The sequence below is a fragment of the Butyrivibrio sp. WCD3002 genome (genome assembly GCF_000424265.1).
Taxonomy (GTDB): domain Bacteria; phylum Bacillota; class Clostridia; order Lachnospirales; family Lachnospiraceae; genus Butyrivibrio.
In genome coordinates, this window is sequence record NZ_AUJO01000006.1 from 45,034 (window position 1) to 64,889 (window position 19,856).

The window sequence follows — 19,856 nt, forward strand, 5'->3', positions numbered from 1 at the left end:
AATAAACAAGGCAGGGTCCAACAGCCCTGCCTTTATCTCTGTCTTCAACATATTTAAATGAAATAGCTCTCTACCGGTCCTAAATATGTCTGCGGAAGTTCAAATGACTCTTTGTGCATAACGAGTTTCTCTAGCACAAATCCCGCATCTCCTGCATATACTGACAAAGTGTTCAGACCTTTGCGCAGTTCAAGCTTGGCGGTGGTAACATGCTCGTGGTCAAGGACAGCCTTGTCCCACTCGGCGCACTGATAATCAGTAAAATAGCCTTCATCCACTCCGTGAGCAATGCATATATTCCCATCGTTTACGGCGTAGCCAAAGTTAAGGCGACCGCCACGGATGATGGGATTTCTCATTGTGCAGTGGAATTCGATATCATAGATTCCGCTTTCCTCAGCAATAAAACAGTACTTAACACAGGGTACAGCTCCTGACTTTATCTGTTCTTCGCCGTAGTTTTCTGTCGCAGGGAATACCTTAATTGCTGAGCTTCCGGCTTTTCCAAGGTGTGCTATTGCCTTAAAGCCTGCAGCTTCAACATCCTCTTTCTCTGCAAAATTCTCCGCGCCAATTACGATGAGGTTTTGGCGCTCTATGAAAATTTTTCTATTATCTGCTTTATTTGCGTCTACAGCACCGTCAGGTGTCTGTAAATCCTCACTAAGATTTGAAAGAAGCTCTGATATATCAGAATTATCAGCTTCAAATGAAAGCCTTGTTTCAGATATTGCTCCGTTATCGAAGGTGAGCTTTACTTTAGCTTCAGCTACGGATTTACCGAATAATGCGTCCCTGTTCACAGTAAATGTCACAGTTTTTCTGCCTTCAGAGGATTCTGTATCATTTACTATGCCTGAAGCTCCTTCCGAGGAAGCCACGCCACCTATGATATCAAGAGCATTATCAACTATCTCCACTCTTCCTGTGGGCTCTTTGCAAATAAGCCATTTGCAGTCGTTTTCAATTTCGTATGTAAATCCAATGTCACCTCTGCTGTCGATATCAAGCAGAACCTGCTTTGTATCAGGTCTTGTAAAGGCATCACTTTTAAGGGCAGGACTTCCCTGCCAGTGGGAGCCAAGATCCAGCTGCCTTGAACCTCTAAAGGAGATAACAGCCTTCGCTTCGTGAATTGGTGAAACTACAGAAGCCGTGGGATATGACCAGTTATAGGCATCCCAGCTTCTAAAGCCTGTGTGCGCGGAGCTCATCATGTGATTCCATTTTCCGTCGTTAAAAGCATGGAAATCTGCCACATATTTTTTAACTGCACGGATTCTGTCCATAACGGATTTAGCGTAGTGATTTGCATAAACGCAGCCACGCTGCGCCAGCTCTCTGTTCATGCCTGCTTCCACATTCATAAGTACGTTGTTAAGCGAAGCTGCAGCCGGATAGAAAATCATACTTCTGTAGGAAGTAAGTGCAGGCTCTTTCAGCTCTTTATCAAGCTTTAACGCAGTTTCCAAAATGCCATTAACCTCGGCATAAACTCTGTCACCCTCCATGAAATCCACAGGGTTATAAATCATCGGATTTGTTGTTTCCGGGGTTCTTGTGGAATTCCAGATGGAATAGCCGGTCAAAACCTTGAAGATATCATTCTTCTGCTGACCGGTAGCGCTATCTCCAAACTGAGAATCAATCCAACTGCGGATGAAATCCTCTATTTTATCTAAATCCTTATGACCTTCATAGTCATAAGCAAGCTCCATGAAAAAGCTAAGAGGATATTCGTTCATCTTAAGATCGCCAACATTGACGATCCACATTTCCCTAACACCTGCCTCGTAGGCAAGGCTCATCTGCTCGCAGGTCTTTGTAAGCCTGTTACAGTTTACCCACTCATAGCTTATGGGTGCGCCATGATAATCAAAGTGATAATACATGCCAAAGCCGCCGGGATGCTTCGCTTCGTCCTTTGTGGGAAGCGCTCTCACATGGCCGTGGTTATCATCACTGAGAAGGAAAATAACATCCTTAAGCTCATCCCAATCCTTAAGTCCTTCAGTACTTTCATCGCCGTAGTAATAATCCTCAACCTCTTTGTAGATGGCAAGCATGCGAGGAATGCCGGAAAGATCAGGATTCATCTGCTCTCTTAAAATATCGTCTTGAGCGATGATAGCTTTTTTTACCACATCAATATTGTCCTTAAGTGTGGCATCTTCAGGCAAAAGCTTGGAGTCGGACTCACCGCGCATACCGATGGTTATGACGTTTTCGAAGTCCTTATTTCTGAGAACGCCGTCTTCCCAGAATTTCCTTATGCCCTTTTTATTGGTAATAAAGCTCCAGGCGTTATCGTCGCTGTAGTTTTTATACTGTCTCTGCCACTCAAGACCCGCTCTGCACAGGGGCTCGTGGTGTGAGGTTCCCATTATTACGCCAAGGGTATCAGCGAGCTCTGCGCTCAGGGTACCTGGACCATCCTCTGAAAAAGAGGAATTCCACATGGCGGGCCACATATAATTTCCTTTTAAACGAAGCAGAAGCTCAAAGATTTTCTCGTAGGCTTTTGCATTAACATCGCCGTAGCGTTCAGTACACCAGTTTCCAAAGGCAGGCCACTCATCATTTATGAAAAATCCGCGGTATTTAACGGAAGGTTCCTTTGAAACGATCTCTTTTTCAAAATCAAAAACAAGAGTGTCTCTTTTGGCAGGTGCTGCGTCGCCCCAGAAAACAAGCGGAGATACGCCGCACAGCTCAGAGATTTTAAACATGGCGTATATGGTTCCGCGCTTGTCACTACCTGCTACTACCAGCAGCTTTTTTATATTTTCATATTCCGGAAAGGGAGCCTCCACAAGAGAAAGCTTAAATACTTCGCGTTTCCCGTCTATGTCATTGACAGATATTTTTCCATCGGAAATAAGTCTGTCCAAAATCGGACTTTTGCCGATAGTTGCAGCAAGAATCAGATTTTCAGAAGCCTTATTTGAAATCTCATCAAGAATCTCTGCTCTTCTTCCGGTTACGAGTTCTATATCCTCAGCGACGGTTTTACCGATTATCTTTATTCCTTCGAAGCTTTCCTTCTCAATAAGGAAGCTCGCGATCTTTTCATTTTCAAATAAGCTAAAATTACGCATAAAAATACCTCCGTGATTTTATATTATTGCACATAAAAATCATGGAGGCTTGTCTTATCTTGCGGTCTTTTTATTAAATCTAGTGCCCCAGCATGCCATTGGGGACGGTTCTTCATGCCATGCCACCGGGGACGGTTCTTTTTGGCACGAAATGTCTCATATCGTGCCAAAAAGAACCGTCCCCGGTGGCACACTACATTCTTTCTGTCAGATAGCCTTCTGTGGCGCTGGCCCAGGAATATGAGTTCATGTACTCTCCTCTGAAGCTTTCCACAGCAGCCTTTTCATTATTGAGGAAACGATAGAGGTCGCAGTCCAGCTTCTCGGGCACGATGCGCATCATTCCGCTCTCAACCTCAAAAATATCAGAAATGCCGTATTCCTCGAGGGTTTCCTTAAGACTTCTTATGATTGTATCAAGGTACTTCTGCTTTGCTCTGTCGTAATCATCATCTTCCCAGAGGATATAGAACAGATCCTTGCGGGAAATGTATTGACCTTTGAGGTCAACAAGACATGCAATCACTTCCTTGGCTTTGTTGCGCTTAAAGGTCACAAGCTTATCATCCACTAGAATATTGAAATATCCAAAGGTCTGAATCTTAACCTTGGGTTTTTTGGCTTCAGCGCTATCCTCTGTTTTTTCCTCTAAAGCCGGACCAAGTGCAAATTCCAGCTCGGAAACCAGCTTGTCATAACCGATAGGTTTAAGGAGATATCCTGTTGCATGCATTGCGTAAGCATCTATGGCATATTCCGAGTAGCCTGTAAGAAAAATAATCTTAATCTCGGGATTTTTTTGTACTAAATTTGTTGCCAGCTCAAGTCCGCCCATTCCCGGCATATCAATATCAAGAAGTGCCAGATCCACCTTCTTTTCATCCATGTAGTTAATGGCCTCTTCGGGATCCATGAAGGCTTCAACTGAGTCGAAAATATTAGTTTTTTTCATGAGAGAAGCTGTTCTTGAAAGAATAAGCTCCTCATCATCTACACAAATTGCGTTCATAAAATGTTACTCCGGTATTTTTATGGTTATTGATGTACCCTCTCCCTTTACGCTTTCCATGGTGAAGGTACCACCTGTCATATTCACGATACGGTCACGGACATTTCTTATTCCAATGTGATCACCGTTTTCTGTGGCTTCCAGCATCTCATTAACATCAAAGCCTGTTCCGTTATCTCTGATTGAAATTACGTGAAAAGCACCGTCCTTGTAGGTATTTACAGCTACCCAACCGTGCTTGTTGCCTCTTACGCCGTGTCGAATGGCATTTTCAACCATTGGCTGTATCGTAAGCGGCGGAATCATGAAATCATCATCATCTATATCGTAATCAATCTTAATTGACGGAAATCTGACCTGCTCGATATCCGAATAAACCCTTGTATGCTCAATCTCTTTTTTCACGGATATAAGCGAATCCTGGTTCAGAGAATGAATATTTTGTCTTAAGTAGGTTGCGAATTCCTCAATAACCTTCGATGCTCTGTCAGGATCGGTCTCAGTCAGAGCCTGAATTGTGGACAGCGCATTGAATAAAAAGTGAGGCTGAATCTGGGACATCATTATCCTGATTCTCTGCTCTGCTTTTAGCGCATCCTCGTGCTCGCGGACAAACTGAAGATGCAGCCAGATATAGAAAAATACAGTGCTTTCGGTCATTGCTACGTTCAAGAAAGATACGCGGGGACCAAAATTCATGGACAGATCCATTAAAACTGCTACAACTACAAAAACAGAAATTATAAGCGGCACAAAGTTTTCTGCCCGCCTATGACCCTTATATCGCGTATAGGCGCCAATTATAAGAACAATGATAAGTATCGCACAGGTTATAAACGGCACGTAGCCAAGGGGACCTCTGCACCATGAACCGTCTTCTCCAAAGGCAAAAACCCAGGGCTTAAAGAAAGCTGTAAAGCAAATGGCCGCATTGATAGCCAAAAGACCATATAGGAATTTTTTGCCCCATTCGTTTCCCGACAGTCTTATAAAAAGATACAGGGTTATGGAACGCAGTACATAGCTGATTGAGGTCATAAAGGTAAGCCAAAAACAGAGATTATTTTTATAAAAAATATCCCCGAAATCTTCGCTGAACTGCGGTTCAAAAAGCAAAAATGCAATGATTACCTCGATTACAAAAACTCGGAATCTATTCTCCTTTTTAATATAAGGATCAAGAAGAACCGCCAGTGTTACACCTACCAGCTGTGCTATGAGCGTCATGTTTAGCGCTATTAGTGTTTGTGTACCCGGATCATTAATATAAGTTTTCATGCTACTACTTTATCACAGAAGCACCAGGTGTAGCTATCGTGCCAACACCTGGTGCTATAATAAGCGTTCAAGTTCTTAATAATAGTTTAACCTCTTCTGTCCATCAAATGTCATACATGCATGCCACTGGGGACGGTTCTTTTTGGCACGAAATGTCTCATTTCGTGCCAAAAAGAACCGTCCCCAATGGCATACTTAAAAATGTGATCTAATAAATTCTGCGCTTACTTCCGCGCTTTTAACAGGATCATTTTGGATCCAGTTCATGTGGGTTTCCAAAATTACTGCCTCGATTCCATACTTTTGAATTGCATCAGCAATTCCTTCAAGGTTCATATTTCCATAGCCAAGCTCTGTGGGATTTTCCTTGAGAATCGGCGTCATGTATGGACCTTTTTCTCTGTTGCCTCTGTCGTTGATATGCCAGTACTTCAGCCTTGAACCCAGCTTATCAATTATCGGGTAGACATCTGCTCCTGCATCTGTCATCCAATAGGTATCAAGCTCAAAATTAACGTATTCCGGGTCAGTTTTTTCTATGAGCACGTCGTAGGCAGTTACGCCCGGGCTCACCTTTTGAAGCTCACTGTTATGATTGTGATATAAAACCCGTATGCCCTGATCCTTTAGAGTTTTTCCTGCTGCATTCAGTCGTTCCGCCAGCTTTTCTACTTCGCTGCGGCTGCTGTAATCAAACCTGTACATTCCGGTGATCACCACAACGTCCGTGCCAAAGCTATTTGCCAGCGCAGCAATCCTGACAGGGTCTGATTCTATTGCTCCAAGATTAGATTGGATGCTGCTGACCTTAAAACCACTTTCAGAAATCAGCCTATGCCAGTCATGGCTCCCGCTGTTTCCGATGCTCATTCCGCCAAAGCTTGTCAGAAGCTTTACTATCAGAGAAGACTTCTGCACCATAAAATCGTTAAGCTCTATGTAATCGTAACCGGCAGCCTTTATTCTTTTTAAGGCATTAAGGGTAGTGTCGTGATTTTTGCAGACTCTTCCAAGCATTATCTGCTGAAGGCCCTTTTTTACAGAATCTGCACCTGATTTCGGCGTATTAGAGCTTCCGCTAAGTTCTCCGTTTATCAAAATAAAACCTCACTATTATCATTCATAGGTAAAAAATCTTATATGCCATACGCTGGGGCTGCTCATGGACATCTGTGCCGCCTCATCGCCGTTTAATCTGCGGCCTGGAATCCATCTGCCCTTTTCAAAGCATCCTTCAGTAACCTCTAAAAAATCCAGGTTTGGAACATCAGGATTTGCCGAATTCAAGGAAATTCCGCAGGCGTTTCCTACTACCCAGCATTCATTATCGCTTACTTTAAGGCAGAGACATGCTCCGTCTGAGCGTGGATTTACCGGACTTTTGAAGGTTACGTTTACGCTAAATGAGCCAAAATTCATAGTGGCCGGTAGTGCCCCGAAGGGATTTCCATCCGCAGCAGGTGCGGGAGAATCTGTTTCCGCTGAAACGGCCTGCAGGCGATCTGTGCCGTAGGCTTCTGCAAGCATCGGCATCATTTCCTTCAAAATCTGACCGTAAGCCGCATATTCCTCAAAATTCTGAGGTGTTTTCAGGGCCGGGTCAGTTACATCCATTCCAAATAAAAATGCCTGAACTGCAGTAAAAGGCTTACCGATATCGTCAAAGCCAAAGGGCGAATAACACATAGCGTGATAGTGCCCTACTGTATAACAAAGTCTTGGAGCAGCGTAGCCGTGGGTTGCACTCTCCGGTATGAAAAGCGCGTTTCCGCGCCTTGTATACTCGTCGCAAACTTCTTTAAATTGCGGCACATAAATGTCCGGGCAATATACATCGATGTTTGGAGCACAAAAATCCCATACTTCATGAACCTTTGAGACAGGTCCGCCTGTGGGATAGGTTCCCGGCTTATCGCCCTTATCAAGCCAGCAGTTAGCTGTCATGGGAAGCGGATATACCTTTTTTCCGGCTTCAGCCACGGTATTAACGAATTTAGATACATAATATGCAGAGAAAACTTCATCAGCGCAGTCTCCGAAAACTTCCTTCCAGCTACCCTGCTCTTTTCCAGAAAGAACCGCTCCTTTGATTTCTTCTGTCATGGTCTCTGTATGACTTCTCATATAGGAGGCAAAATCTTCCGGAACAGCTGCCTCAAATACAGCATCCGCAGCATCTGATACCTCTCTTGCTGCTCCAAGTAGTCCTGTTTCGTTCTCTACCTGAACCGCAATAACAGTCTGTTGTTCTTCATCATAGGTTTTAAGAAAAGACATGAAAGCGGCAAAGGCCTTTGCATCTGCCTTTACGGTCTCTTCCCCGAGGTAAGACAGTGTTGTGTAGGATATTTTTACGGGAAGTGATGGCGAAATTGCCCGGCCTGCCTTGTTTTTTCCCTTTTCAATCTGAGCTCTGGGGAATCGCTTAAGGTCCTGCTTTACCCATCCTGGAGCATACATGCATTCCGCATTTTTCCAGCTTCCAAACCAGAGAAAGACGATCTTCATTCCACGCTCTCTTGCCTGATTTATAAGCTCTGTGGGCACTTCAAAATTAAAACAGCCCTCCTCCGGTTCAATCATTTCCCAGGTTGCAGGAAGGAGCAGCGTGTTCATTCCAAGCTGACCAGCGATATCCCAGATTTCCTCCATGTATTTCGGTGATGAGGAGTCTGAATTGTGAACTTCACCTGCAAGTAAAATGAAGGGTTTGTCTTCAACTATCAGCACCTGCTTGTTGTTTCTTGTCTCAATGTGAGGAATTGTGTGATTCATCATAATTTTGTAACCTCTCCTTCAGTAATGCCGCTTTCGTTAAAGCTGTCTACTCTCAGATAGTAATCTCTTCCGGTAACCAAAGCACCTATGCGCTTCGCGCTACCTACAGCATCTTCTCCAAGTACCATCCAGCTGTGATAGAGCTTTTCAGGAGAGCTTCCCCAGAGAATCACATGCCCTACGGCATTATCGTCGTCTTCAATCTTTACACTCATATCGATGCCGGAATCTCTTTTTACAGAGAAAACCGGAACTTTTGGCAACTCGCCCTCGCCTTTTCCAAATACGCGAATGCCGGAAAGAGCGGGAATCTGTCCATAGGGAACTTCAAGATTAGAAACTCTGATGTATCTTATCTCCCTGCCTTCTTCCATTACCACCAGGTCATGAGTCAGATCAGTTGTTGCTTCTGATTTATCCTCTAAAACAAAGAACTCTTCGCCGTCCACAGATCCTTCCATTTTCCAGCGGCTGTAATAGGTCTTGTCATCGATAAAACGCGCCTGAGAGGTTCCTCTGATCTCACCGGGAACAGGGATATCAAGCTTCCCATCGCCAAAGTTAATCTGCACAGCGTTTACTTTATATACTTTTCCAAGGTCAACTGTAATCCATTCGTCCTTGCCGGTTGATGCGGGACGCCACAGTGTCTGCACATCCTCATCCGTAACATTTTCTGAAGGATTCTCTGACAGTGCGGATGAACAGCTTGTCTTTTTGCCATAGCTGAGTAAAAACCAATCCGGATTCTTCCAGGGATCCTGCTTTGCACCGTTTATTTCAAAAGGCCAGTTACCGTATCTCTGATTGCAGAACAGTTCTCCGTCCTTATCAAAGCCTGCAGGCCAAAGTCCTACTCGTCTCTCAAAGTCGTGATTTACACTTATTCTCATGGTAGCGGTGTGCCAGAGATTTCCGCTTTTATCCTCCATGGTTGAGCCGTGGCCTGCTCCCGGTAAAAATCCGCCGGGATTGTAGGAATAAGGATTATTTTCAGCCAGCTTATAGGGGCCAAGGGGCGAATCCGATACGTAAACGCCATCACCATAGGTATTGAACTGAGTTCCTGCAAATGCATATTGCAGATAGTATTTTCCGTTATGCTTATCCACCCATGCGCCTTCGATATAGGGCATATTGGAGAACATACCCTTGATTAGTGGCTTAAGGTCATCGGGAATTTGATCTTCTGTGGTGTTCTGCATAGCAAGAAAGCCCTGAAATCCCTTCTCAATTTCCTCTTGTGAAGCAGGGAAAATCGAATTATCTTCTCCAACTCTTTCATAGCCATACTCTGTGGGATGTCCCTCAAGCATAGGCACTCTCTCGCCCTTTGGAAGCATGGTTTCAGGGTCAAGCTCGCATCCGTAAATAGGCTCTGTATTGGAGCAGCCCCAGTAAAAATACACTTTTCCATCATCATCTATGAAAAGATTGGGATCCCAGTAAGGAAAGTTGCCGGGAATTTTCTCATAGGGTCCGTTCAGAATATCCTTCGTTCTGAAGCGGTCGCAGTTTTCATCTCTTTTTGATGCGCAAAAATATACGTAATCTCCCATTACTCGTACATCCGGAGCATAATCGTATAAAGGAAGCTCATCAGGAAGTCTGTGATTTTCCCACTTTGTAAGGTCATCAGACACCCATACTCCCAGTGTCATGGATGCAAAAATATAGTATCTGCCCTTGAAAAGGATCATGGACGGATCCGCAGCTTCTCTGCAAATCTGGATTTCTCCGCCCTTTCTGGGGTCAGCATTAAACTGATATCTGTAGTTGATGTTTATCGGGTTGCAAACGTAGCTCATTTCATTCCTCCTTATATTGCCAGCCTATATCTAACTGAGTCCGTTTTGATACGGGGTACGTAACTAATCGCCTAATCTGATGGAGTAGTCATATTCTCCACCGCATGCCGCTATTTCAGCCATGCCGGGTAATCTGATTGTTGCTGTTACTCCGTCAGGAATTTCTATATGAAAAGAACAATCATTATCAATATACTTCCATTCTACTCTTATCATGCCTTTTGGTGAATCAAAATATCCCTTCGCAAAGGATAATTGTTTACTGGGAAAAGGTTCGATAATTAATGCATCATGTGCGTAATTTATTCCCAAAACTCCTGATATCAGCCACCCGGAAATTGCTCCGTAGGAATAATGATTTAGCGAATCGTGAACGGTGCCATCCTCCCTGATACCATCCCAGGTCTCCCAGATGGTTGTAGCATCTTTTTCCACTGAATAAAGCCAGGATGGATATGTGCGCTGCAAAAGAAGCTTATACGCAGACTCCACGTATCCATGCTTAGACAAAACCTCACAGAGGAAAGGCGTGGAAAGAAAACCGGTGTTTAAATGATATCCATTATCAATTACCAGCCTGTTCAAATCCTCCGCTGCATTCGCCGCTTCATCCTCTTCTAAAAGTCCAAAGGCCAGCGGCCTTACATATTCGCACTGTCTCTCTGAGTGAATATGACCATCCTTTAATACAAGATATCTGTATGCAGCTCTTGCTTTATCAGATAAATCCCTGTAATAGTCTGCGTCATTTGCATTGCCCAAGATACCTGCAATTTCTGACAGCAGCTTTGAAGAATAAGCAAAATAAGCCGTTGCCACCTCGGGCTGACCATTTTTAAAGGCAGCTGCCATGGCCTTCATGACATCCGCTCCGGGCTCGCACCATTCACCGTAATCCATGCCGGTATCTATGATGTTTTTCCTGAAGGGATTTTTGCCAAAGCGGTTTTTCAGCTTACTTTTGCCGGCTCTTTTCTCAAGAAAGCCTACCCATGCCTTCATCATTTCATAGTTTTCTGAAAGGATAGATACATCTCCCGATTTCTTATATAAAAAGTAAGGAACAATAACCGAAGCATCGCCCCAGCCCACCGATGCGGAGAACATTTCTGCAATTCTCCCTGGCACACCATTTCTTGGACTGATATATGCCATCTTGCCGTCAGAATGCTGGTTAAACCTGACACTGGCGAGCCAGTTGCGATACACACCCGCGCAGTCCATAAGATAAGATCCGGTCTTTACAAAAACTCCGGCATCTCCGGTCCAACCGGCTCTTTCTCTTGTGGGACAATCCGTCGGAATATCGCAGAAGTTGGATTTCATACTCCATTTGCTGTTATTAAAAAGCTTGTTTACAGCATCATCGGAGCATTCAAAGTCCGCTGTTTCTCTCATATCAGAGTAAACAGCGATGCTTTGAATGCTTATGTTTTGGAGAGAAATATCCGTTACGATTTTTGCATAACGAAATCCAAATATTGAAAAATGAGGCTTAAACTCGTTTCTACCATCCTTGCAGATATAGTTAATTTCCTGCTTGATTCCGCCTGCTTTATTTCGGTCTCCCGGTTGGAAATTTGCTATGGTAAAATTCCCGTTTTCATCCAGCGTTTCGCCATGGATTAGAGTAACAGTCTGGCCGGCCACAGCATTCTCAATCGTAATTTCCGTGTATCCTGCCAGGTTCTGTGAAAAGTCATAAACGTCCTCACCGGCAGATGTTTTTATGAGTTTTCCTTCAAAAATCTCATGCTCCAGGATGAGGGGAGCGTCCTGCGGAACCAGATTTTCCATATCAAAATCCATAGTCCTCACAGGGCTCCATTCCTGTATATCCTCAAGTCTTGCATCATAGTTTTCGCCAAGCTCTAAGTCTGTAAGAAGTATGGGCCCCTGCTCTGAGCCTTCCCAGGATTCATCTGTCATAAAGAGCACTTCTCCCGCTTTGTCTATTGCCTTGCAGATAAAAGAAATATCTTCTCCGAAAAAGTTCCTGGTGCCGTCAATTCCAATGCAGCCTCTGTACCAACCATCACCTAATGTAACGAAAATCTCGTTCTTCCCTTCGGTTAGAAGACCTGTGATGTCGTACTGCTGGTACATAAGTCTGTTGTTATACTCCGTACATCCGGGAGTAAGTCTCGCTTCTGTCACAGCTCTTCCGTTAACTTTTATCTCATAAAGACCATGGGCAGTGGCGTAAAGCTCCGCCTTTTCCGGAATAGCTTCAAGGATCAGTTTTTTTCTTAAATATCCCGCGCCTTTTCTTATTTCAGGCTCCGTCATTTGCTCGGGAGTTATCCATTTTGCATTTTTAAAAATCTTTTCTGTCATAAAAATCCTTCAAAATATTTTCAATATCAGGCACACTCTTTAGCTGCCTTCTTTTTCTCAGAAATTCTGTGCTGTACCTTCACCATTTCTTCCTTCGTAAGATCACATTTTCTCATGGCAACGATGGTACAGATCCAGCCGATCATAGCAAGGCCGTACTGCAAAAACATTGTCATCCAGAAAATAGGTCTTGTCAGCGGATCGCCGGGCTGAGGCAGTGTCTGGGTATAACCAACAAGAGCAACTGCGCCTGTTGCGATAACTGCTGAAAAAGCAGTAACGATCTTGTCAATTAAGCTGTAGGTGCCTGTCATTACCGCAGGGATAAATTTGCCGGTTCTGTCCAGTTCATAATCAATCAAGTCCGATACAAACGCTGATCCGGCTGTTGTTACGCACATTTTTGCTCCATTAAGCAAAAGTGTGAGAACAACATAAATTACCATCATGGGTCCAAAGGTCGCAATGTGATGTGGATCAATTACTCCAAAGAAAGCTATAAGTCCTGCAGAAATTCCCATGCATGCCCAGGTCCAGGTTGTGATAGATTCTTTATTACCATGTTTGCCGGCATAACGTGCACCAAATACAGCGAACAAGATTGCAGGTAGAATAGCTACCATGTTCAGTATTGTTGACAGTCCCATATTTCCGATTACGATTCCTGCAAGTAATGTTCCCACAATCGACTGACTCGCAACCTGCTGTGCAATTTTGTCTGATGCTGCTGCAACTATATAGCACTGAAAAGGTTTATTTTCCTTAATTGCACTGATCATATCCTTAAGGCTGAGCTTTTCTTCTTTGTTTGCAGTATAGTTTTTGAAATTTTCAGGCTTATCGTATTCAGACACACCGATACATACAAGCAACACTCCGAGTGCTGATACTGCAATAGTTAAAATGCATGCCGCGGAGAGATAGCCCTGGTTGTAGGTTCCGCCGAATTTCGGAAGAAGAACTACATTGAGAACAATACTAAGTGTTATAGGAACAAGATAATTAAATACTGTCTGCCAAACACCGATAGTGGGTCTCTGCTTTGGATCATTGGTCAGTAGATTCGGTACAGTAAGCGCAGTCATGTTGGTCATGGTATAGCCGATTACATAAAGAATATAGAATGTCACAAAGGTTATCAGACCATGGCCCTTACTTGAAAAGCCGCTGAACATGCAGAAAAGTGCGATAGCTTCAATAATCCAGCCTGCGATGATAAGTATCCTGATTTTTCCCCATCGGGTATTAACTCTGTCGTAGACAAATGCCAGTAGCGGATCTGTTATAGCATCTAAAATTCTGGTAAATGTCAGGATTCCGCCAACTGCTACGGTTGCGATTCCATAGCCCACATTGGCTGAATAGCTGGCGAGGCCGATCAGTGAATATATGCTCATACCCACAAGTCCGTTGCAGGCAAAAAGAATGATCTGCCAGGTTTTGGCCTTGTGATATACATTATTTTTATCTGAATTATTTACATTTAAGTTTTCCATGTTACCCTCAGTTTATCTAAATTAACCCCGTTATTATTTTGCTTTTTTAATCTGTGAAAGTGCATTTTCAAGTGCCTTAACCTCAGGAGAATCTGCATCAAATCCGCCTTGTTTAAGCAGCTTATTAATCGGCTGTCTTGCGATTATTGCCTGCATTGCTTTAGGAATTTTCACTCCTTCTCCCATACCACCTGCTGTTCTGGAATTCATGGCAGCCATCATATTATCAAGTATCGCCTTCCCTTCAGGGACAGCATTTACTTCTGCCATGGTACTGGAAAGTGAGAGATATTCGCTGTCATTTGACACTTCCTCATCCTTTTCGTCAAACCAGTTTCTAACCTTGTCTGCCGAAATAAAATATGAGGGATTTGGCTCTGAAACCTTTACTATTTCCATCTCATCACTCTGTTCCTCTGCCACAGCTTTGATTCTATGTACTGCAGAAATCGGAACCATGAATTTAAATATATGTTTTCCTTCTTTGGTCTCCACTTCTCTGTCATCCACGTAAAGAGTCACCTTATTCAGATTGGAATACACTTTAATCTCTGTGTTTTCTTCTATCCGATCGTGATACCTTCTTCCGCACAGATGAACGAAAGGCTCATCTGACCACCATGCTTTGTATATGTAATAGGCATCCTTCTTTGTTTTCCTATCAAAAGTGATAAGTCCTTTATGGTTTTTCCCGGGATCCCCTGCATCCTCTCTGCCGGCTGCTGCAAATTCAAACATGTTCCAGCAATAGGTTCCCCAGATATAGGGTCTTGTGCTGAACATTTCAAGCATGTGCTCGTGATAAATTGCCTGATAGCTTTCAGTAAAATCGCCCTTTTCAGGCTTTGGCGACTGCAGTGATATAACTGAATCTGCACCGTATTCCGTAAGGCCGATCACAGTATTTGGATGCTCCTTGTGGAAATCATCAAACCACTTATCGTTATCCTCCATATCGCCCACATACCAGCCATAATACAGGTTATAGCCTCTGATGTCGGGAAGCTCTACAAGGGGTGAATCCGTCTCAAGCATGAAAAGATTTGCCATTGCGGATACTCTGCCGGGATCCATCTCGTGAACCAGATTGTTCAGAATTCTGTGGTTTTCCATGAGGTCGTCCGTAACACCCTGAAGCGTTATCTCATTGGAAAGGGCCCAGCACATAATGGATGCGTGGTTATAATTCTGAGTTATGAGCTCCTTCATCTGTGAAACAGTGTTTTCACGGCCACCATCCATGTGCACCGTGATATATGGAATCTCAGCCCAGGCAACAATGCCCTTCTCATCACATAGGTCATAGAAGTATTGATCGTGCTGATAATGAGCAAGTCTTATGGAGTTTGCGCCCATGGACAGGATCAGCTCCATATCCTCATCATGCATTTCTTTTGTAAGAGCATTTCCAACCCCGGCTCTGTCCTGATGCCTGGAAACGCCATGTAGAGGGTAGCTTCGCCCATTTAAGAAAAATCCCTTTTCCGGATCAAATGAAAACTTTCTTACTCCAAATCTCTCATAGAGCCTGTCCACCTGCTCAGTTCCTTTAAACAGAGTCGCTGTAATTCTGTATAAATACGGATCTTTTATTCCGTTCCAGAGATGAACGTTTTCTATTTTGAAATTGCCCTTTGCGACCTTTTTGCCATTTTCTTCCGAAATTTCAATTTCTTTTTCACCAACACCATCTATTGAAATCAGAACTTTGTCAGGCTCGCCTGTGAGGTAGGTCTTTATATCGATTACTGCATCTTTTCCATCTATTGAAGGCGTAACATACAGGCCGTTTCCGCCGTAATAATCAAGGTCAAAATGTTCGCTGTCTACTATTATCAGATACACATCTCTGTATATTCCGCCGTAGAATGTGAAGTCAGCTCTCTGAGGATATACTCTGTCATTTGGCTCATTGGATACGCTCACTTCTATCTCATTTTCATCAGATAAAAAATCAGTGATATCGCATCTGAATGTGGAATATCCTCCGTCATGAGAGCAGATATCGTTTCCGTTTATTCTGACCTTACAGGAGGAATTAACGCCTCTGAATTCCAGATAGCATCTTTGATTTTCTTCCATGACGGGTTTTCCAAATGACTTCTTATAAAAACAGGTACCTCTGTAATACTGCTGTGGTCCTGTCTGACCATCCTCTGCATTCCAAGTGTGAGGGAGCGTTACCTTCTCTTCATTGTTTTCTTTAATGAAAGTCCAGTTGTCGTTCCATAAAAAAGTGCTGCGCATGTAATTATTCTCCTCAATAATCGCCAGTTTAAATCCGACTGTATCCCCAGGCACCGGATGCATCTAAGAAGTGTCGGATATGTTAATTATGTGTTTGCAAAAATAATGATAGCATCCGGGATGGCAAACTATTAGAATATAAATATTTGAAATAGCAATATTATAGCTATTATGTGTTGAAAATAAGATAAATATACTGTAATCTACATTTAATATAGTAATATTCGATTTTAGTAATGCATTTTTGCTATTATTGGCAAGTGTTTTCAAAAAGAGGTTTTTATGGACACTGAATTATTTCTTAGATTAATCAGAAATATAGCTAACGTCTCTGCTACGGAAATAGCGGACTACGACAAGGATCTCCGCAGCTTCGAGGAGAAATACTGTTTTAGCAATAAATTGCAGCCCATGTTTACCCGTGAAGCGCTGTCGCTTTTGATGAATTCATCGGTCCCGGCTACTATTTACGAAATTGTAGATCAGCTTGGGGTTTGTACCTGTTTTTTTAACTTTGGTGACAGGATGATTTTAGTTGGTCCATATGTTCAGAGTGAGTATTCTGAGACAAAAACCGAACAGATTTTAATTAAAAACAATGTTCCTTCCTCAAGCACCATAGCTTTGAGGCTTTACTACACCTCTTTTCCGATAATCTATTCCAGTCAGCTGCAGGCGCTAATTACATCCATAATGCAGTCCTTTGAGCCGGGGATTCTTGACTATAACTACAGAAAGCTCTCCGGATTTATTCAGGAATCGTCCGATATTTCTCACGGGGCTCTGCCTGAAAACACAGATTTCAGCGATATTTACAGGCGCTATGACAACGAAAAGCGCTTTTTGTCTATGATAAAAAACGGGGATGTAGAAAATGTAAAACAGGCATATTCTGCCATGACCAACATCAAAGCCAATGAAGAATTTATGAAGGACAATCCTTCCTACTCAAAACCCGAAATCTCTTTTGCTATAATCAGAGTTCTTGCCAGAAAAGCCGCCGAGGAATCCGGACTTTCAGTCATAACAATAAATGCAATCACCCAGAAATATGTGCAGCTTCTGGACTCCGTAAAGGAGGCAATAATGCAGCATAGTTACATTGAAAGCATGATAGTGGAGCTTACATCTGCCGTGCATGAGTACAAGCTCTCAATGGGTGATTACTCTGCGCCTATTCAGAAGGTTATTGAATACATAGATTTTCATCTGAGCGAAGAAATACTTATAGATGATCTGTCCCGTGCAGCAAACGTCTCTGCCTCTCATCTATCTAAGGTATTCAAAAAGGAAACAGGCAGGACCATCACCGAGTATATAGCCGGAAAAAGATGTGAAAAAGCCGCCGGTTTCCTTCGTGATACTGATAATGAAATCCAGGAAATCAGCAGCTATGTGGGTTACTCAGATAATAATTATTTTGTAAAGGTCTTTAAAAAAGTGTATGGCATGACTCCATCCGGTTACAGGAAAAAGAACAGGGCTGCCACGCTCACAAAAGGCACTGTTACAGTATCGTAACCGTTTTTGGTAAATAATTCCGTTAATGCCGCTAAAGGAGCTGCTATGATAACCGCGGGAAGACTGCTTTCGAGGGGAATATTCCCAACTATCATCAGGCTTGCAAGGCCAAAAGCAAAAGCTACGACCGACATTGCAGCGGTTCCTTCCCAGCTCTTTTTATGATCAACATGCTTAAATCGAAGCACCTTGTGTTTTCCGAATCTTTTACCTATAAGAGCTGCCGCTGCATCACCAAAGCCCCACATAAGTATGGCCGCAACTGCGAATTCTTTATGTCCTAAAAGCCCCCAGCTAATTGCGATAATAGCTGCTATTGTCAGAAAAAGCTGCAGGAGACTTGATTTTAATTCACCCTCTCTTCTCTGCGAAACCATCTGCGTAAATCGCTTATCTTTTTCAGCATGTAGCAGTCCCGGATACATAATAATGATTATCATTATCGGAACAAGCGTAGCTGCGATCCAGTTTTTTGCAGAATATATCATAACTATCACAGATGAAAAGGCTATAAAGTGAAGCAGTTTTCTGAATAGCTCCTTCGGTAATCTGAATATCTTATTTATCAGGAACACCACTCCCGCCAGGGAAAACATATAAATCAGGAAATACTTAAGTCCAACAAACATATCTACAATAATTTCGTGCATTTTCAATTCTCCTCCATGTATTATCTTGCATCACACTGCGTGAGCATTTATTTCTTTATTATCTGAGTTTAGAAAGGTCACTGTCTTATCTGTCATCTCCTTTTTCAGCTCCTTCTTAACTGCTCTCCAATTTACAATCAGGAACACTATCGCAATCGCACTTGAGGCAAAATCTGCAACTACATAGGCATATATAATTCCGTAAAATCCGAAGAGATGCTCAAGGATAAAAAGTAGCGGAATAAGCAGCACTCCCTTTTGCAAGGTGGACATTACTGTGGCTGACATGGCCTTCCCTGTGGACTGAAGGAAATTGGTTGCAAGGAAAAAGAATCCAAGGAATGGGGAGCTGATCATCAAAAGAACGACTATGGATTCCGCCAAAGCGGCCACTGACGCATCCTTCAGGAAAAGGCCTATTGCTGTATGTCTGAACATTATTACAAGGGCTGTAGTTACCGTGCCCACTGCCACGCACAGAATCAGAATTCTTTTCATGATTCCGGAGAGCTTCTTTAAATTCTTGGCGCCGTAGTTGTAGGAAATAAGCGGCTGAGCGCCCATACAGATTCCCATAAGGATCATTACGATTATCATGTTCACCCGGCCTGCCGCCGCATTCGCTGCGATGGAATCAGAGCCATAGCCTGAAAGGAGCCTGTTTGAAAAAGAACCTGCAAAGCCTGACAGGAACGTACTTACAGCATTTGGAATTCCAAGTGCCATCACTGAGAAAATAAGCTGGGGCTTTATCAGAGCATTTGAAAGCTTCATATTAAGCACAACAGCCTTCATGTTCATGTAATACAGACTGATCATTGTGGCAATAAAATTGCCGATAACCGTTGCAATTGCTGCCCCGGCCACACCCATTTTTAAGGTCAGGATAAAGACAGGATCAAGGATTATATTTATAAATGTTCCTGACAGATTGGCGATGAGCCCATATTTTACCGCACCTTCTGCTCTCATGAGCTGACCCAGCATATTGCTTAGAAGCAGGAACGGTGCGCCAAGGGCCAGAATTATCATGTAGGTTCTTGCATATTCATAGGTATCAGCGGTGGTTCCAAGAAGCCCAAGAAGCGGCTTGTGTGCTGCAATGATCAGTATTGCCGAGGCTATTCCAAGAATAATCGCACCCCACATACATACTGCGCTGACCTGTTTCGCATGTGCCTCATCCTTTGCCCCAAGATCCCTTGAAATCAGAACGGTTCCTCCCGATGACAAAAGCATTGCTACTGCCATTATGAGGTTGAACACCGGTCCTACGATTGATACCGCCGCCACCTGGGCCGTTTCGCCGGTCTGTCCCACAAATACCATGTCCGCCATGTTATAAATAAGGATTACCAGAATCGCCAAAAGCGCCGGCATCACCATTCCAAGGATCGACCACCAGAGGTTGTCACTTTCGTAAATCTTATTTCTCTTATCTTCCATAAACTAATCTCCGCCTTATTAAAATTATGAAAATATGCCACAAAGCAATTAGCACATTTCTGTAAATTATTGACACTTGTAAAATAATCAACAGTTGTTTATTATTTTTATGTTGATTATAAGAAGCCTTAAAAAAGCTAGCAACCATCAATATTTTCAAAACTGTTAGTTAGTAAACACATTGGAGA

The 19,856-nt window shown here is 43.2% G+C and carries 12 protein-coding genes; 1 reads left to right on the top strand and 11 read right to left on the bottom strand.

All coding sequences use genetic code 11. From position 1 onward, the window contains the following. Nucleotides 1–53: 53 nt before the first annotated feature. The 9 genes from G608_RS0108740 to G608_RS0108780 all read right to left on the bottom strand — a co-directional run bounded on the left by G608_RS0108740 (nt 54) and on the right by G608_RS0108780 (nt 16,051). Nucleotides 54–3,098 carry a glycosyl hydrolase 115 family protein gene (locus tag G608_RS0108740; RefSeq protein ID WP_026495713.1) on the bottom strand — a complete coding sequence of 1,015 codons (3,045 nt, stop codon included), beginning with the start codon at nt 3,096–3,098 and terminating at the stop codon, nt 54–56. A 193-nt stretch (nt 3,099–3,291) separates the two neighbouring features. After that, nucleotides 3,292–4,107: a LytR/AlgR family response regulator transcription factor gene (locus G608_RS20550; RefSeq protein WP_051209051.1), complete on the bottom strand. Its 816-nt coding sequence runs from the start codon at nt 4,105–4,107 to the stop codon at nt 3,292–3,294. A gap of 6 nt (nt 4,108–4,113) precedes the next feature. After that, nucleotides 4,114–5,385 (bottom strand): sensor histidine kinase, encoded by a 1,272-nt coding sequence (locus tag G608_RS0108750; RefSeq protein WP_081677369.1) that lies wholly within the window; start codon nt 5,383–5,385, stop codon nt 4,114–4,116. Nucleotides 5,386–5,580: 195 nt separating this feature from the next. Further along, entirely contained in the window at nt 5,581–6,483 is a 903-nt protein-coding gene (locus G608_RS0108755; protein WP_242829364.1) for a sugar phosphate isomerase/epimerase family protein, read from the bottom strand. An 18-nt stretch (nt 6,484–6,501) separates the two neighbouring features. Further along, nucleotides 6,502–8,163, bottom strand: coding sequence for a GH35 family beta-galactosidase (locus G608_RS0108760; protein ID WP_026495716.1), 1,662 nt, complete (start codon nt 8,161–8,163; stop codon nt 6,502–6,504). Continuing rightward, a complete protein-coding gene (locus G608_RS0108765) occupies nt 8,160–9,971 on the bottom strand; it encodes a family 43 glycosylhydrolase (protein ID WP_026495717.1) in 1,812 nt (603 codons plus the stop codon). Before G608_RS0108765 ends, G608_RS0108760 begins: the two co-directional genes overlap by 4 nt. A 63-nt stretch (nt 9,972–10,034) precedes the next feature. Then, nucleotides 10,035–12,308 (bottom strand): family 78 glycoside hydrolase catalytic domain, encoded by a 2,274-nt coding sequence (locus G608_RS20555; protein WP_051209052.1) that lies wholly within the window; start codon nt 12,306–12,308, stop codon nt 10,035–10,037. Between the two features lie 26 nt (nt 12,309–12,334). Next, nucleotides 12,335–13,804 (bottom strand): MFS transporter, encoded by a 1,470-nt coding sequence (locus tag G608_RS0108775; RefSeq protein WP_026495718.1) that lies wholly within the window; start codon nt 13,802–13,804, stop codon nt 12,335–12,337. A gap of 33 nt (nt 13,805–13,837) precedes the next feature. Further along, nucleotides 13,838–16,051, bottom strand: a complete 2,214-nt coding sequence (locus tag G608_RS0108780; RefSeq protein WP_026495719.1) for a glycoside hydrolase family 2 protein — start codon at nt 16,049–16,051, stop codon at nt 13,838–13,840. A 282-nt stretch (nt 16,052–16,333) separates the two neighbouring features. Here G608_RS0108780 and G608_RS0108785 point away from each other — a divergent pair, with 282 nt between their 5' ends. Then, on the top strand, nt 16,334–17,572 hold the full coding sequence (locus G608_RS0108785) for an AraC family transcriptional regulator (RefSeq protein ID WP_026495720.1): 1,239 nt from the start codon (nt 16,334–16,336) through the stop codon (nt 17,570–17,572). Here G608_RS0108785 and G608_RS0108790 read toward each other — a convergent pair. Continuing rightward, nucleotides 17,515–18,222, bottom strand: a complete 708-nt coding sequence (locus G608_RS0108790; protein WP_026495721.1) for a diacylglycerol/polyprenol kinase family protein — start codon at nt 18,220–18,222, stop codon at nt 17,515–17,517. The two genes, G608_RS0108785 and G608_RS0108790, sit on opposite strands and share 58 nt — an antisense overlap. 30 nt (nt 18,223–18,252) lie before the next feature. Further along, complete coding sequence (locus G608_RS20560; protein WP_051209053.1) at nt 18,253–19,668, bottom strand: MATE family efflux transporter; 1,416 nt, start codon at nt 19,666–19,668, stop codon at nt 18,253–18,255. Between the last annotated feature and the right edge of the window lie 188 nt (nt 19,669–19,856).